At 65.8% G+C, this 13256-nt stretch carries 11 protein-coding genes; 6 read left to right on the top strand and 5 right to left on the bottom strand.

Annotation, left to right across the window (positions count from 1 at the left end; genetic code table 11):
* Nucleotide 1 precedes the first annotated feature (1 nt).
* Nucleotides 2-1087: a COX15/CtaA family protein gene (locus tag JQ616_RS07675; protein WP_212013457.1), complete on the bottom strand. Its 1086-nt coding sequence runs from the start codon at nt 1085-1087 to the stop codon at nt 2-4.
* Nucleotides 1088-1189: 102 nt separating this feature from the next.
* Here JQ616_RS07675 and JQ616_RS07670 point away from each other — a divergent pair, with 102 nt between their 5' ends.
* The gene (locus JQ616_RS07670) at nt 1190-1399 is read left to right on the top strand and encodes a DUF2842 domain-containing protein (protein WP_050422561.1); all 210 of its coding nucleotides are present in this window, start codon (nt 1190-1192) and stop codon (nt 1397-1399) included.
* An 11-nt stretch (nt 1400-1410) separates the two neighbouring features.
* Here the strand turns inward: JQ616_RS07670 and JQ616_RS07665 are convergent, their stop codons facing one another.
* Together JQ616_RS07665 and JQ616_RS07660 are read right to left on the bottom strand one after the other, a co-directional pair.
* Complete coding sequence (locus JQ616_RS07665; RefSeq protein ID WP_349629970.1) at nt 1411-2070, bottom strand: class I SAM-dependent methyltransferase; 660 nt, start codon at nt 2068-2070, stop codon at nt 1411-1413.
* A 127-nt stretch (nt 2071-2197) separates the two neighbouring features.
* Entirely contained in the window at nt 2198-3259 is a 1062-nt protein-coding gene (locus JQ616_RS07660; RefSeq protein ID WP_212013453.1) for a polysaccharide deacetylase family protein, read from the bottom strand.
* Between the two features lie 133 nt (nt 3260-3392).
* Here JQ616_RS07660 and JQ616_RS07655 point away from each other — a divergent pair, with 133 nt between their 5' ends.
* Nucleotides 3393-4586 carry a GNAT family N-acetyltransferase gene (locus JQ616_RS07655; protein ID WP_212013451.1) on the top strand — a complete coding sequence of 398 codons (1194 nt, stop codon included), beginning with the start codon at nt 3393-3395 and terminating at the stop codon, nt 4584-4586.
* A 19-nt stretch (nt 4587-4605) separates the two neighbouring features.
* On the opposite strand, the gene JQ616_RS07650 is transcribed toward JQ616_RS07655, so the two are convergent.
* Nucleotides 4606-5544, bottom strand: a complete 939-nt coding sequence (locus JQ616_RS07650) for a LysR family transcriptional regulator (protein ID WP_212013449.1) — start codon at nt 5542-5544, stop codon at nt 4606-4608.
* A 337-nt stretch (nt 5545-5881) separates the two neighbouring features.
* Between JQ616_RS07650 and JQ616_RS07645 the strand changes: the two genes are divergently transcribed.
* Nucleotides 5882-7219 carry an MFS transporter gene (locus tag JQ616_RS07645; RefSeq protein WP_212014734.1) on the top strand — a complete coding sequence of 446 codons (1338 nt, stop codon included), beginning with the start codon at nt 5882-5884 and terminating at the stop codon, nt 7217-7219.
* Between the two features lie 85 nt (nt 7220-7304).
* On the opposite strand, the gene JQ616_RS07640 is transcribed toward JQ616_RS07645, so the two are convergent.
* On the bottom strand, nt 7305-9641 hold the full coding sequence (locus JQ616_RS07640; protein ID WP_212013448.1) for a GumC family protein: 2337 nt from the start codon (nt 9639-9641) through the stop codon (nt 7305-7307).
* A gap of 176 nt (nt 9642-9817) precedes the next feature.
* On the opposite strand from JQ616_RS07640, the gene JQ616_RS07635 reads away from it, so the two are divergent.
* From JQ616_RS07635 to JQ616_RS07625, 3 genes are all read left to right on the top strand, one after another.
* Nucleotides 9818-10444, top strand: a complete 627-nt coding sequence (locus JQ616_RS07635) for a polysaccharide biosynthesis/export family protein (protein WP_212013447.1) — start codon at nt 9818-9820, stop codon at nt 10442-10444.
* A gap of 3 nt (nt 10445-10447) precedes the next feature.
* Nucleotides 10448-11587 carry a glycosyltransferase family 4 protein gene (locus tag JQ616_RS07630; RefSeq protein ID WP_212013446.1) on the top strand — a complete coding sequence of 380 codons (1140 nt, stop codon included), beginning with the start codon at nt 10448-10450 and terminating at the stop codon, nt 11585-11587.
* Between the two features lie 115 nt (nt 11588-11702).
* Nucleotides 11703-13247 carry an undecaprenyl-phosphate glucose phosphotransferase gene (locus JQ616_RS07625; RefSeq protein WP_212013445.1) on the top strand — a complete coding sequence of 515 codons (1545 nt, stop codon included), beginning with the start codon at nt 11703-11705 and terminating at the stop codon, nt 13245-13247.
* Nucleotides 13248-13256 lie beyond the last annotated feature (9 nt).

Raw genomic sequence — 13256 nt, 5'->3', positions numbered from 1 at the left:
ATCAACCGGGCTGGCCGACCGGAACCAGGGTCCGCTGGTCCCGCTCGGTGCGGCGCGCCGCGAAGCGCTCGGCCTGCAACACCGCGAGCGTCAGCACGACGATCGCAACCGCCTGGTGCGTCAGCGCCAGATCGATCGGCACCTGATGCAGCAGCGTCAGGATGCCCAGCGTCGCCTGCAGCGTGATCGCCGCCACCAGCCACCATGCGCCCGCGATGACAGCGCCGCCGGCGCGCGCACGCACGGCATCGATCGCATGGGCGATCGCCAGCGCGAACAAGAGATACGCGGTCATGCGATGCTCGAACTGCACCGTCAGCGTGTTGTCGAACAGATTGCGCCACCACGGCGTCTCGAACCACAGCCGGTCAGACGACGGGATCAAGCCGCCGTCGATCTCGGGCCAAGTGTTGTAGACCCTGCCCGCGCGCAGCCCCGCAACCAGCGCGCCGAAATAAAGCTGCACGAACGTGAGCACCAGCAGCACCGCACTGGTGATCTTCAGCCTGAGCGGCGCGATCACGGACGGGCGGTCGGTCAAGCGGCGCAACGTCCAGACGATCGCCGCGAAGATCAGCAGCGCCAGCACCAGATGCGTCGCCAGCCGATACTGCGACACCTCGACGCGCTCCGAGAGGCCTGATGCCACCATCCACCAGCCGACGCCGCCCTGCAGCGCGCCGAGGCCGAAGATGATCCACAATCGCCGCCCCAGCTCGCCGCTCACCGCGCCGCGCCACAGGAAATACAGGAACGGCAGCAGATAGGCGGCGCCGATCACCCGGCCGAGCAGCCGATGGCTCCACTCCCACCAGAAGATCGTCTTGAACTCCGCGAGCGTCATGCCGGCGTTGAGCTCGCGGTATTGCGGAATCTTCTGGTAGCCCTCGAAGGCCTGGGTCCACTGCGCCTCGGTCAAAGGCGGCAGCGCGCCGGTCACCGGCTTCCATTCGACGATCGACAGGCCGGACTCGGTGAGCCGCGTGGCGCCCCCGACCAGCACCATCAGCGCGATCAGGCCGGCGACTGCGAGCAGCCAGATCCTGACGGCGCGAAGCTGCGATGTCTTTGCGGAAATACCGGCCATTTCGCCCTGACTTGATTGGATTTTCGCGCCCCTTATAGTCCCGCCCGCCCGCGGTGCAAGCGCCGCCGAAACGCTCTTGATCACGAGTTGCACATATCCGCCATGGCCATACGCACCCGCAAACTGCTCGGAACCATCTTCCTGCTGATCCTGGTCGTGGTGTGGTCGCTGCTCGGCATGACGATCGCCCAGACCCCGTGGCTCGCCAATTCCGGCCTGTTGCAGGCCATCTTCTACGTCGTCGCGGGCCTCGGCTGGGTACTGCCGGCGATGCCGATCGTGTCCTGGATGTCGCGGCCCGACCGCGCCTAGGTCTGGCGGCCTCAGCGCGACCGGCGCGCGATGTAGAGGCTCGTCGTCATGTTCCTGACCACCCGTCCGCCGAACTCATCACGGGCGATGCGGCCGATTTCGGCCAGGATATGGTCGCGATCGCTGTGCGCCGTGATGTTCGAATAGGTCGCATACAGCGCCACCGTCTGCTCAGCGTCGAGGATCAGCGGCCATCGGCTGAGGCTGTGATCCACGATGTCGAAACCGCCGGCGCGCCGCAGCGCAGTCAGGCGCGCGGCGCTGTCGAGCGCAAAGGGTACGCCACCCGCGCCCTGCGAAGGGCTCGTCGGGCCACGCAACAATCGCTTGCTCGCCTCGTGAAATGGATCGGGCCGGCTGTCGTCGCCGAACACGTTCCAGACCGCGGCCCACCATCCGCCCGGCCGAAGCAGACGAACGATCTTCGCGAGCGCGCTTTCCTCATCAAGCCAGTGAAAGGAGGTCGCGCTGACGCCGAGGTCGAAAGCACCTTCTGCCAGCTGGGCGTCCTCGAATGGCGCGACCACGATCCGTACCGGCTTGCCGGCGTTGGTCCCGCGCAGGAAATCGGCCAGCCGCGGGTCCGGCTCGACCACCGTCAGCGGGTTAGCGCCCAGTTCGAGCAAGCGTCGGGTCGCCTTGCCGGTTCCTGCGCCGATCTCGAATGTCACTGTGTTCCACCCAAGGCCGCATCGCGCGCTGAGCGTCTCAAACACCCAGTCCGGATAGTCGGGCCGCGCGGCATCGTAGCCTGCGGGATCCGCGCCGAACGCTTGCCGGCCGAACTGCCGTTCCAGTTCAGGAGATGGCATCACGCGCGCTCCGCGTCGGCCGCACCGGCGCAAACATAATCCCTGACAGCAGCACGCGCATGATCCGTAGCGAGCGCACCCGGCCATCCCAGGCGATGCGCGGCAGCGCATAGAGATTGGTGCGGCCCTGCGCCTCGACCACACCCGAGATGGTCGACACCGCGCTGGCAAAGCCGGTCTCCTCGGCCATCACCACATCCGGACGGGCGAATGCTTCGCGGTCGCCGAAGGGATAGGCGAAATGCTTGACCGGCCGGCGGAGCGCACTCTCGGCCACCGCCTTGCCCATCGCCATCTCGCGCTGCGCGGCGGCATCCTTGACGCTCGACAGCGCCGGATAGTTCACCGTAGCGCTGCCGAAGGTCACGTTCGGATCGGCCGCGAGCTTCGCCAGATCCGCCCAGTCGAGCGAAGCGTCGCGCGACAATTGCGTCGCATCGGCCGAGTAACGCCGGCCCAGATCGTTCACCGCATAGACCAGCTCCGACGGCGGCAGCTGGCGCAACCAGCCCGACAGGAACTCGAACAGCTCGTATTTGTCCGACAGGCTTGAGACCGCGAAGTGCCGGTCTCGACCGTCGATCACCAGGTTGATCCGGCTCTCGCGCGCGATGATATCCTCGAGCACCAGCCACCATGCCACACCGACGCCGTCCGGGAAGGCGGTCGGCAGATAGAGCGTGAACGGCACGCCATGTCTGGCGAGCACCGGATAGGCATGGGTGACGATATCCTTGGTGGCGCCGTCGAAGGTCAGGCAAACAAAGCGGCGGCGCTCCGGCATGGTCACCGCGCGGCGGCAGACCTCGTCGATCCCGACGATGTCGTAGCGCCAGCGCTTCAGCGCGCGGATCGTGCGATCGAGGAATGCCGGCGTGATCTCGTGCGACCTCAGCGGTTGAAACCGCCCCCGGTGCGCGGGGCGGACGCGCGCGAAGCGCAGGATCACCCCGGCGCCGCCGGTCTCGCGTTCCCGCAGCCGGAAGGCGCCGCTGAAATAGGCGAGCTCCGCCCTAGCCCGCCGCAAAATCCGGTTGTCCGGCACCAAGATCCCCGCCCCTCTCCGGCGGTTCCCGCGCACCGCCGGTCCATTCTTCTTACTCTTTGTTGACATTTCCCTGCGAAGGTCGGCCCCAGCCGAGAACTGTAAATTAATACCTTAAAAAATTTTGGGTTCCGAGATGACCATGGCGGCGGCAATCGAAGGCCAGACGGTGGGGACGCAAACGTGGCCGAACGCAATCCGCGTTGCCGGCGTCGACATCTTTCATGACCTCGCGGCAGCGGAAGCGACCTGGCGCAGCCTCGAGACGCCGCAACACAGCTACACGCCCTATCAGCGCTTCGACTTCCTTGCCAACTGGCAGCGCCAGGTCGGCGAGCGCGAGGGCCTGCGGCCCTTCATCGTCGTCGCCCATGACAGCGAACGCCGGCCGCTGCTGCTGCTGCCGCTTGCCGTCGAGCAACGCCTGGGCGCGAACTGCGCGAGCTTCATGGGCGGCAAGCATGCGACCTTCAACATGGCGCTGTGCGACAAGGATTTCGCCGCCAACGCAACCGAGGCCGACATCAACGCCCTGATCGGCTCGATCGCCGAACGCTCGCGCGCCGATGCGCTGGTGCTGTGCCAGCAGCCGCTGCGCTGGCAGGACCAGCCCAATCCACTGGCATTGCTGCCGCACCAGGCGTCGGTCAACGACTGCCCGCTGCTCGTCATCGAGCCGGGCATGGCGCCTGCGACGCTGATCAGCAACTCGTTCCGCCGTCGTCTCAAGGGCAAGGAGCGCAAGCTGCAGGCGTTGCCCGGCTACCGCTACTACCTCGCGAGCACGAGCGCCGATGTCTGCCGCCTGCTCGACTGGTTCTTCCGCGTCAAGCCGCAGCGCATGGCCGAGCAGAAGCTGCCTGACGTGTTCGCCGAACCGGGTATCGAACAGTTCATTCGCGCCGCCTGCCTTGCACCGCGCGCCGACGGCAAGGGCTATGCGATCGACATCCACGCGCTGGAATGCGACGAGGAAGTGATCGCGATCTTCGCCGGCGTCTCCGACGGTCATCGCTTCTCGATGATGTTCAACACCTACACGATGTCGGCCAATGCCAAGTTCAGCCCCGGGCTGATCCTGATGCGCGACATCATCGATCGCCATGCCGGGCAGGATTACCGCGCCCTCGATCTCGGCATCGGCTCGGACGAGTACAAGCGGCTGTTCTGCAAGGACGACGAAGCAATCGTCGACAGCTTCATTCCGCTCAGCCTGCGCGGCAAGCCGGCGGCCAGCGTGCTGTCGGCGATCAGCCGGGCCAAGCGCGCGGTGAAGCACAATCCCGCGCTGTTCGAGATCGCGCAGAACCTGCGCAGCATGTTCCGCTGAGGACGCCTGCGGGCGACGTCTAGGCAGGTGAGCCCTCGGACGCCTGCCGTCCGCTCTCGACACCGAGCCGCATCATCGCATCGAACACCAGCATCGCGGCCGGCGACAGCGCGCGCCTGCGCAGCTTGATCAGCCCATAACTCTCGAGCATCAGCTGGTCGCGGATGCGCAGCATCTTGAAGCGCTGCGGATCGAGCAGGTCGAAGATCAGCAGCGGCACCGGCACGATCGCATCGATCCCCGCGGCAATTCCGATCGACGCGGAAAAGGATTCGGTGTTGATCATGCGCTGCGGCGGCGCAATGCCCCGGCTGTAGAACAGCCGCTCGAGCGCCTGGCGCATGAAGGATTCGCGCGGCTGGGAGATCCATTGCAGGTCGACGGTGTCTTCCAGATTGACGCTGTCGAGCGCGGCCAGCGGATGCTCGGCGCGGACCAGGAGAGCGGCCTGCTCGGCGCCGATCTCGTGATAGTCGAACTGCGCCGGGTCGACCCCGGCGGGTATTCGCGCAACGATGAAATCGAGCTCAAGCGCGAGCAGCCGCGCGACCAGCGGCGGGCTGGTGCTGACATCGAGCGAAATGCTCACCCGGTGCAGCTTCTCGCCGAGATACTGCATGACATCGACGACGAGGTCGATGCTGGGCTTGGCCACGGTCCCGACCGAGACGGTGCCGAGCTCGCCGGATCGGTAGCCGGCGAATTCATTGGTGACCCGGTCAAGGTCGGCCAGCACGCTGCGGCCCCCCCGGATCAGGATCGAGCCATAGGCAGTCGGCTCGACGCCGCGCGCCGTCCGCTCAAACAATGGAACCCGCGCCACCGCCTCGATCTCGGCCAGCATCTTGGATGCCGCCGACTGGGTGATGTTGAGGCGTTCGGCGGCCAGCTGCAGCTTGCGCTCGCTGTCGAGCGCGACCAGCAGGCGCAACTGGCGCAATTTCAGATTATTGATCACGGCCCGTCACCATCCTGCCCGGCAAGAGCCGTCCGATCCGATTCAATCGGAACGAACAGAACTCCGGCTTCTTGTCTCGACGTGTCTTCAACACGCGACCCGGTATCCACTTCGCTGAAAATACTCGGGTTCCCGCGGTTATACCGCGGTGCATCATGACAGTTTCGCCGTGGCTCCATTCCCAAATGCCATTAGTCACGCGGCCGTCAATTACACAACAATGAACGCAAGGCTTGCAAGACAACTTGCAAGGGCAGAGCGACGGACCGCTGCGGGTGTAGACTGTACCACCCCGGACAGCGCGATGACCGTGCGCCGAATCGAAAAGCCAGAAGGGATGGGAACGATGAGCGACGATGTCGAGAAGCGCGCGATTGGAAAGATGATGCGGCGGCTGATCCCGTTCCTCATCCTGTGTTACTTCGTGGCCTATCTCGATCGCGTCAATGTCGGCTTCGCCAAGCTGCACATGAACACGGCGCTTGGCCTTAGCGAAGCCGCCTATGGACTCGGCGCGGGTCTGTTCTTCGTCGGCTACTTCTTCTTCGAAGTGCCCTCCAACATCCTGCTTGAACGGTTCGGCGCGCGGCGCTGGATCGCCCGCATCATGATCAGCTGGGGCATTGTCTCGGCGGCATTCGCGTTCATCCCGCAGATGTCGGCGGCGAGCGGCTTCTCGAGCGAGTGGATCTTCTACTTCCTGCGCCTCTTGCTCGGCGCCTGCGAGGCCGGGTTCTTCCCCGGCATCATCTTCTACCTGACGCTCTGGTTCCCGACGATCTACCGCGCCCGCGTCATCAGCCTGTTCATGCTCGCGATCCCGATCTCCAGCATCATCGGGGCGCCGATTTCCGGCCTGCTGCTCAATTTGTCCGGCGCAGGCCTGACCGGGTGGCAGTGGCTGTTCATCTGCGAAGCGCTGCCGTCGGTCCTGGTCGGCTTCGCGGTGCTGGCGATGCTGCCCGACTTCCCGCGCCAGGCAAACTGGCTGCAGCCCGACGAGATCAAATGGGTGCAGAACACCCTTGAGATCGAGCGGCAGAAGAAGGAAGCCGTCGAGCATATCTCGGTCATGCAGTCGCTCACCGATTCGCGGGTGCTCGCCTGCGCGCTGGTGTATTTCTGCCTCAACGCGGCGAGCTATGGCGTCGCATTCTTCCTGCCGACCATCATCAAGGCGTTTGGCGTGACCGACACCCAGACCGGCTTCATCGCCGCCCTGCCCTTCGTGTTCGGCGCGGTCGGCATGGTGCTGCTCGGCCGCCATTCCGACAAGACCGGTGAGCGGCGCTACCACGTCGCCGGCGCATTGACGCTGGCCGCCGTCGGCATCGGCCTCGCCGGGCTGGTCTCCAGTCCGGTGCTGATCATCGGCCTGCTCTGCATCGCGCAGATCGGTGTATCCGCGGTGCCGCCGATGTTCTGGCCGATGCCGGCCAGCATCCTGAACGGCGCCTCGGCCGCCGCGGGCATTGCCGCGATCAACTCGCTCGGCAACCTCTCGGGCTTCGCCGGCCCGTTCGCGATGGGCTATTTGAAGGACCTGACCGGTGGATTCACCGCAGGCCTGCTGCTGCTCGCGGTCGTCGGACTGATCGGCGCCCTCGTCACGATCCGGCTGCGGATCGATCCGGTGCTGGAGCGAGCCGCGCGCGAGCCAATGCTGGCGCACTGACGCATGGGGAAAAGCGCGAAGCGGCTTGCGGAAGAGAAAGCGCGATGACGATCCAACCTGATCTCATCGCGCTTTAGAACCTGGTTCAGGCCGCCACCACCCGGGGGCCCGGTGCGACCGCCACAGATGGCGCGCAGGGCTTGCTCAGCATCGTCACCTCGGAGAAGCCGACGGCCCTGAGCTGACCGACCATCGAACGGCGGGCATCCTGCGCCATGGTGGCATCGGGCACCACGACGGCCTGCGCCTTCGCGGTCAAGAGTTCGGCCGGCAGGTCTACGGCCGAACCGGCGTCGAGCAGCACGTGGTCGTAGACCCTGAGCAGCGCGTCGATTGCAAGCACGAGCCGCGGCGATTGCAGATGGCTGCGGTCGAAGCCCGGACGTCCGGCGCTGACGATCTGAACCCGCGACTGCCGATCCTTGGTGATGATCTGCGCGAACGTCGCTTCGCCCTGCATCAGCTCGGCAAGACCGGGCGCGGCGGGGTCGACGGTGGCCGCCGCCAGCACCGGCGAGGACGCGACCAGATCGACCACCACGACCTTGGCCTGGCGCGCCATCAGACGGGCCAGCGTCAACGCGGTCGCCGTCACGCTCTCACCGGCAGCCGGACCGAGGACCGTGACCTTGTGGGCGGCCGGACCGGCCGCGACAAGACGCTCGGCAAGTTCATCGATCTCGTCGACCACATGGGCCGGCGCAGGCTGCGGATCGCTGATGACGGGCTCATAGGCGACTGCGGGCGCCGGCGGCAATTCAGGCTCCGGCGGCATCTGCGGTGCAAGCGGCGACGCACGCGCGGGTTCTGGCGGCAGCATCGGTGCCGGCTCGTCCACGGCCGCGGTCTCCATGACCGGCTCGCGGCGCCGGATCACGGCCGCTGCCGGCGCGAAGGCGCGGCCGACCGCACCGGGCGCGGTGATCCGCAGCAGTTCGCCGGTGATGATGATGCCGGCCGACAGCAACAGCGTCGCCAGCGTGGAGATCAGCACGATCGGTAGCTTCTTCGGATAGGCCGGCGTGTTCGAGACCGTGGCCCGCGAGATGATGCGGCCGTCGGTCGGCGCCGCCTCGATGTTCTCGCGTGCAGTCGCCTCGCGATACTTGGCAAGATAGGCTTCCAGCAGATCGCGCTGCGCCTTGGCTTCACGCTCCAGCCCCCGCAGCTGCACGTCCTGGCTGTTGCTCGACGAGGCCTGCTTCTTCGACTGGTCGAGGCTCGCCTGCAACGCCTGCACGCGGCCATCAGCCACCCGGGCATCATTGTCCAGCGAGCGCGAGATCTTGCCTGCCTCCTCGCGCAATTGGCGGTCGAGGTCGGCGATCTGCGCCTTCAATTCCTTGATGCGCGGATGGTTGTCGAGCAAGGTCGAGGACTGCTCGGCAAGCTGCGCGCGCAGCGTGCCGCGCTGTTCGGCGAGCCGGCGGATCAGCTCGGAATTGAGCACTTCCGAGGCCTCGATCGGCTTGCCGCCCTGAAGCATCTCGCGGATCAGCCGCGCCTTGGTCTCGGCATCCGCCTTCAGCGCGCGGGCATTGTTGAGCTGGGTGTTCAGCTCGCCCATCTGCTGATTCGACAGCGGGATGTTGTTGGTGCCGACGAACAGGCTCGACTTGGAGCGGAATTCCTCAACCCGCGAATCGGCGTCGGCCACCTTGGTGCGCAGCTTGTCGATCTCACCGAGCAGCCAGGTGCTGGCGGACTTGGCCTGATCCTGCCGTGCGCCCTGCTGCAGCACGAGATAGCCGTCCGCGATCGAGTTGGCGACGCGCGCCGCCAGCTCGGGATCCTCCGACTGGAATTCGATCACCATGACGCGCGACTTGTCGACAGCATAGGCCTGGAAGCGCTCGTAATAGGAATCGAGCACCCGCTCTTCCGGCGTCAGGCTGAACGGGTCACGACCGATGCCGAACAGCGCCAGCAGCGACTTCAACGGGGAAAAGCCGCGCAGCACCGGATCGAACTCCGGGCGCTCGGCGAGCTTGTTCTTCTTGATGATGTCGCGCGCGAGATCGCGCGACAGCAACAGCTGCACCTGGCTCGTCACGGCCTCGGCATCGAGCGAGGTGCGCTCCGTGTCGCGCTCACCGTTCGGGCGCAGGAAGGCGTTCTCGCGATTGTCGATCAGGATGCGCGCTTCGGACTTGTAGCGCGGCGTCACGACGTTGACGGCGGCAAGCGACAAAGCAAATACCAGCACAGTCGGCACGATGATCCAGCCGCGCTTGCGCGCCAGCGCACGACCGAGCACATGCAAATCGAGATCGGTTGCCTCGGATGGACGCGCCGGCTTGTCGGGAGCGGGCTTCGGCGAAGCCGGCTTCACGACAGCCTCATCGGCAATGGGCGCAGACTTCGGCACCGCCCGTTGCACGACGGCCTTGTCCTTGTCTCTACGCCAGAATGCAAACCGCATAACCAACTCCCGCGGACGCCGCGACTCCACCTCAATGGCGGCGATTACAGTCCATTAAGGTTGCTGCTGGGTTAATCGGCGGGGTTGACGGACATCGCCCGCACCACCCAACCCGTCACCCTTTGTTAACCATGAGTGCCGTTAATCGGGGCCGGAATTTTCGTGGGATTCTTCACATGCGCGATCTGCGCACTCCCCTTGTTTGTCTGATTGCTGCGCTCTCGCTGTCGGGCTGCATGGGCCGGACGTCGCCGGTCGCCGGCGATCCCGGCCTCGATTCGATGGCTTACGGCCAGCCCTCCTATGCTGCGCCGATCGCCTATGCCGAGCCGGCGCTGTCGCGCGAGGCCTATAATCTCGGCCCCGGCGACAAGCTTCGCGTCGTGGTCTACGGCCAGGAAGGCCTGACCAACTCCTATGCGATCGACGCCGCCGGTGCGATCACGATGCCGCTGATCGGCTCGGTGCCGGCACGCGGCCGGACACCGGCCGGGCTTGCCGCCGAGATCACGGCCCGGCTGCGCAACGGCTTCATCCGCGAACCTTCGGTGGCGGTCGAGATCGAATCCTACCGACCGTTCTTCATTCTCGGCGAAGTCCAGGCCCCCGGCCAATATCCTTACGTGCCCAACATGACGGTCGAGAGCGCGGTGGCGATCGCCGGCGGCTTCTCGCCGCGCGCCCGGCGCGACGAGGTCACCCTCACCCACACCGATGCATCGGGCGCGGGCCGCTTCGTCGTCCCCCTGGGCACGCCGATCGGCCCCGGCGACACCGTGTTCGTCGGCGAACGCTGGTTCTGATCGATGGCGAAGGATCAAAACCAGCAACCGCCGCTCCGCATCCTGCATGTCGTCCGTGCCCCGGTCGGCGGCATCATTCGTCACATCCTCGACGTCGCCAACGGCCAGATCGAACGCGGCCACCATGTCGGTATCGTCGCCGACAGCCTGACCGGCGGCACCCGCGCCGACGCGGTGCTGGCCGAGATCGAGCCGCGGCTCAAGCTCGGCGTCCACCGCGTGGCGATCCGCCGCGAGCCGCGCTTCGCCGACTTCATGGTCTGGGCGCATATCGCCGGGCTGATCCGCAAGCTGAAACCCGACGTCGTGCACGGCCATGGCGCCAAGGCCGGCGCCTATGTCCGCTTGCGGCGGCGCTCGAACAAGGTGATCCGGGTCTATACGCCGCACGGCGGCTCGCTGCATTACCCGCTCGACACCTGGAAGGGCCGCTTCTACAGCCAGCTCGAGCGCACGCTGATGAACAGCACCGACCTGTTCCTGTTCGAGAGCGCATTTGCCCGCGACACCTATCAGCGCACCGTGGGCAAGCCGACAGGCCTCGTGCGCTGCGTCTTCAACGGCGTCACGTCGGAGGAATTCGAGCCGGTCCCGAAGGCCGACGACGCCACTGATGTGGCCTATGTCGGCGAGTTCCGGCGCATCAAGGGCGCCGATCTCCTGATCGACGCGGTGGCGAAACTGCGTGCCGAGGGCAAGCCGGTGACGCTGACGCTCGGCGGCGATGGTGAGGAATTCGAGCGCCTGAAAGAGCAGGTCAAGCGGCTGTCGCTCGGCGAGGCCGTCCGCTTCATCGGCCACGTCAAGGCGCGCTTCGGCTTCTCCAAGGGCGGCCTGCTGGTGGTTCCCTCGCGCGGCGATTCGATGCCTTACGTGGTGATCGAGGCCGGCGCCGCCGGCGTTCCGATGATCGCCGCCAATGTCGGCGGCATCCCGGAGATATTCGATACCCACACCGACGCTTTGTTCGCACCGAGCAATGCGGGAGCGATGGCCGACGCCATCAAAGCCGCGCTCGACAATCCGACGGCAACGGCGGCGCGCGCGCAGCAACTGCGCGAGCGGATTTCCGAGCATTTCTCACAGAGCGCAATGGTCGACGGCGTGCTGGCCGGTTATCGCGATGCATTTGCCAAACGTTAACCACTTCTTACACACGTAACCGTTTCTTCCGATTTGTCCCCTTAAGTCACGTCCAGGGGAATTTCGCTGCTGCGCGCGGATGCCCATCTGCATGCGCAGGAATGGACGTGGATCCGTGGAACCGTTTAACGCACGCTCGATGCTGGATGCCGCTGCGTCAGCGACGGCCGCCCAGCCGCAGGTCGAACGCCGCCGCCGCCTGTCGCCGGCAGCGCTCGCCATCACCAATCAGAAAGTTCGCGGCGCCTACTCGCCGGTCGTGATCGCCGGCGTGGTTCGCCTCGCCGATTTCGTGCTGCTCAGTCTGGTCGGCGTCGGGCTCTATCTCGCCTATGTCAGGCCGCTCGCCGGCGGCGGCATCCATTGGGGATACGTCACCTCGATCCTCGGCATGTCGGCCGCGGCCGTGGTCTGCTTCCAGGCCGCCGATATCTACCAGGTGCAGATCTTCCGCGGCCAGCTCCGCCAGATGACGCGGATGATCTCGTCATGGGCCTTCGTCTTCCTGCTGTTCATCGGCGTTTCCTTCCTGGTCAAGCTCGGTGGCGAAGTGTCGCGGGTCTGGCTGTCGTCGTTCTTCTGCGTCGGCCTCGCGGTCCTGATCGCCGAACGGCTAGCGCTGCGCTCGATGGTGCGCGCCTGGGCGCATGATGGCCGGCTCGACCGCCGCACCATCATCGTCGGCGCCGACCAGAACGGCGAGCAGCTGATCGAGGCGCTGAACGCCGATGACGACACCGACATCCACGTGCTCGGCGTGTTCGACGACCGCAACGACGCCCGCGCGATGGAGACCTGCGCCGGCTCGCCGAAGCTCGGCAAGGTCGACGACATCGTCGAGTTTGCCCGCCGCACCCGCGTCGACCTCGTGCTGTTCGCGCTGCCGATATCGGCCGAGACCCGCATCCTGGAGATGCTGAAGAAGCTCTGGGTGCTGCCGGTCGACATCCGCCTGTCGGCCCATACCAACAAGCTGCGCTTCCGGCCGCGCTCCTATTCCTATCTCGGCAAGGTGCCGACGCTGGATGTGTTCGAGGCGCCGATCACCGATTGGGACCTGGTGCTGAAATGGCTGTTCGACCGTGTGGTCGGTGGCCTGGCCCTGCTTGCCGCGCTGCCGGTGCTGGGACTGGTGGCGCTCGCGGTGAAGCTCGACAGCCCCGGCCCGGTGCTGTTCCGCCAAAAGCGCTTCGGCTTCAACAATGAGCGGATCGACGTCTACAAATTCCGCTCGCTCTACCACCACCAGGCCGATCCCACCGCCTCCAAGGTGGTGACCAAGAACGATCCGCGCGTCACCCGCGTCGGCCGCTTCATCCGCAAGACCTCGCTCGACGAATTGCCGCAGCTGTTCAACGTCGTGCTGAAGGGCAATCTCTCGCTGGTCGGCCCGCGTCCGCACGCGGTGCAGAGCAAGCTCGAGAACCGCCTGTTCGACGAGGCCGTCGACGGCTACTTCGCGCGCCACCGCGTCAAGCCGGGGATCACCGGCTGGGCCCAGATCAACGGCTGGCGCGGCGAGGTCGACACCGACGAGAAGATCCAGAAGCGCGTCGAATACGACCTCTATTACATCGAGAACTGGTCGGTGCTGTTCGACCTCTACATCCTGCTCAAGACCCCGTTCTCGCTGATTACGAAGAACGAGAACGCGTACTGAGATCCATTG

Origin of the sequence: Bradyrhizobium tropiciagri (genome assembly GCF_018130545.1) — a bacterium.
GTDB classification, from domain to species: Bacteria; Pseudomonadota; Alphaproteobacteria; order Rhizobiales; family Xanthobacteraceae; genus Bradyrhizobium; species Bradyrhizobium tropiciagri_A.
Note: the sequence above shows the minus strand (reverse complement) of the source record. Positions and strands in the feature narration are given on the sequence as shown.